At 50.9% G+C, this 2,574-nt stretch carries 2 protein-coding genes and 1 pseudogene; 1 reads left to right on the plus strand and 2 read right to left on the minus strand.

All coding sequences use genetic code 11. The annotated features are described in order from the left end of the window. Positions 1 to 139: 139 nt before the first annotated feature. Positions 140 to 818: pseudogene (locus AACY11_RS28130) on the plus strand (LLM class flavin-dependent oxidoreductase); the annotation flags it as partial. A 164-nt stretch (positions 819 to 982) separates the two neighbouring features. On the opposite strand, the gene AACY11_RS28135 reads toward AACY11_RS28130, so the two are convergent. Both AACY11_RS28135 and AACY11_RS28140 read right to left on the minus strand, forming a co-directional pair. After that, entirely contained in the window at positions 983 to 1,393 is a 411-nt protein-coding gene (locus AACY11_RS28135; RefSeq protein ID WP_339466833.1) for a hypothetical protein, read from the minus strand. Continuing rightward, complete coding sequence (locus AACY11_RS28140; RefSeq protein WP_339496309.1) at positions 1,390 to 2,427, minus strand: hypothetical protein; 1,038 nt, start codon at positions 2,425 to 2,427, stop codon at positions 1,390 to 1,392. Before AACY11_RS28140 ends, AACY11_RS28135 begins: the two co-directional genes overlap by 4 nt. Positions 2,428 to 2,574: the final 147 nt, after the last annotated feature.

A 2,574-nucleotide genomic window follows, 5' to 3' on the forward strand; every position in this document is an offset into this window, starting at 1 on the left:
CTGCATGGGTTCGGTTTCTTGTATTTGTGTGGTGCAAACCAAGTTGCCGACTCATGCAGGCCTCTTCAATATTCCAACTTCTTGATTTTCTGTAAGAAAAATCGGGGATCCCTCAGGGTCTGTCCCCCTTTACCGTCCCCCTTTACCCAGCGGCGGCCAGGCCTTGCGCGAAATGGTCCCGGTGGTCCGCGCCCTGTGGCAAGGCGACTACGCGCACAACGGCGACATCTGGAAATTCCCCACCTCCACCAGCGTGCCAAAACCGATCCAGAAGCCCAACCCGCCAATGTGGATCGCCGCCCGCGACCCGGACTCGCACAACTTCGCCGTGGCCAACGGTTGCAACGTGATGGTCACGCCGCTGACGAAGGGCGACGAAGAAGTCCCCGACCTGAAAAACAAATTCCAGACTGCGCTGGACAACAACCCCGACGTGCCACGCCCGCAACTGATGGTGCTGCGTCACACCCACGTGCACACCGCTGATAATCCGGACGGCTGGAAAGTCGGCGCGAAAGCGATCTCGCGTTTCTATCGCACCTTCGATGCGTGGTTCGGCAACAAGCAAACGCCGGTCAATGGCTTCCTCGCACCGAGCCCGGAAGAGAAGTTTGCCGGGCGTCCGGAGTTTGAGCTGGAGAGTTTGCACAAGACGGCGATGATTGGTACGCCGGAAGAGATCATTCCGCGCATCAAGTATTACCAGGAGTTGGGGGGGGGATGAGTTCAGTTTCTGGTGTGATAACAGCCTGCAGCATGAAGAGAAGAAGAAATCGTTGGAGTTGTTTATCAAGCATGTGGTGCCGGCGTTTCGTTGAGTGTTCTGCTGATTGAGTCTGGCAAATGAAAACGCCCCGACAGTGTTCGGGGCGTTTTCATTGTTTTAGCCTGACGGGATTTCAATCCGGAATCACATCCTACGCCTTTCTGAATGACGCTTAAATGTGGCCACTCCTATTCGCGGATTATTGGTCGCTTCAAATCACAGACCACTATACGGATCAGCGATATTATCCCCCAGCTCAGCAATTGCCTCTTTAATCTCGACAGCTACTTCAGGTGAAAGCTCGGCAACACTTCGATTTGATATAAAATCAAAAAGTTCAACCAACCCAAGCATTGCAGCAACGATGATCGAGCCCTCAGCAAAATCGAAATCGTATCCATCCCACCAACTGATCAAGATTTTCTCGATCTGAGTCTTCAGTGGCTGGTCCATCCCTTTATAGGTGTGCCACTGACGATCGCTGAGCTCTAACAGAGCCTGGAGAAAATCATGTTTCAACCGCTCAGAACCAGGTACTTCTTGTAGAAGTTCATGAAATTCCTTTGTCACATCTTCTTCAGGCATCGAGTCCGGAAGCGAGCAGTAATAAGAAACGGCCTTCATCATTTAAAGTCCACAGGAATATGGGTGACATTGGTTACTTTTCTGTAAAGCCTGCCATCTTGCCCAAGCAGTTTCTTTCCGATTTTAATCTGCGCAGTCCAACCACTACCTGAGTTGGATCCAGGATGATTTGCAGCTGCATTGAGATCAGGGGAATGCCACTTAATTTCAACTTTCTGCCCTGCCCAAACGTACGAGAATTTACTGCCATCAGCAATAATGGCAGAAGGTCTGAACGTATCCGGCATACCAGGCGGAACCAGCTTCTGCAAATCAGACATATTGATTCGTCCATTGGTAATAAACTTCGGCGCATTCGTTGGCGTATCAAAAAATGCAGGAACATTAATCGTTGGAGCGTTTTGATCGCCAAACTCTCCATCGACCCTCGTGACAGGATTATCCCACTCTGGCGTAGGCTTCGGCTTATCTTTACCACCGCCTCCGACAGGCAAGTCATCAAGTGGCCTTACCTTGGTCCCGCCTCCTTCACCAGCTCCATGCATGCCAGGCAGAACGTTGATTCCAAATGGATTGAAACCCGTCTGATCTAGATAGACTCCCGCCTCAGTCAACCACGAACCATCGTCGTTGACCCACAGATTACCAATCTGATCTAAATGGTTTAAACCAGCCGTCGTCCAGTCGGTGGCGTTCTTTTTGGTCTGATAGTAATACGCCAGATCATTATCCGAGCCGCCTGGGTTGACCTTCTCGGTTACCTCGATCAGGGTCCCCAGTGCTTTGGAGCCCTCATCAATCTCTGCCCTAATTTGTGCGCAGTTTCCGACAAGCTTGCAGTTTTTCAGTCGCTCCCGGTTCGCATCGCTGCGCTCATCAAACTCTTTTTTGACTTCATCACAATTTCCTTTCGTTCGGCACGTCTTCTCCGCTTCAGCGAGATCGATGACATCCTGGTGATTGAGGAAGTTGTACTGCGTAGCGTTGTTGGCAACCCAGGAGCCCAGATCCATTGACTCTTGATCTGTATCGCCCAGTGCAGTGGCCGACAACACCCCTACAATCTGAGATGCCATCAAGAGCAGATCTTTATCACAAACGGGGACAGACCCTGAGGGATCCCCGATTTTTCTTACAGAAAATCAAGAAGTTGGAATATTGAAGAGGCCTGCATGAGTCGGCAACTTGGTTTGCACCACACAAATACAAGAAACCGAACCCAT

This window comes from Pseudomonas sp. RA_105y_Pfl2_P56, from assembly GCF_963970845.1.
In the GTDB taxonomy this organism is placed as follows: Bacteria; Pseudomonadota; Gammaproteobacteria; order Pseudomonadales; family Pseudomonadaceae; genus Aquipseudomonas; species Aquipseudomonas baetica_A.

What these genes read in the sequence shown, in the direction of transcription:
- AACY11_RS28135 (WP_339466833.1), bottom strand. Translation starts at nt 1,393, where the DNA reads ATGATGAAGGCCGTTTCTTATTACTGCTCGCTTCCGGACTCGATGCCT.
- AACY11_RS28140 (WP_339496309.1), bottom strand. Translation starts at nt 2,427, where the DNA reads ATGGCATCTCAGATTGTAGGGGTGTTGTCGGCCACTGCACTGGGCGAT.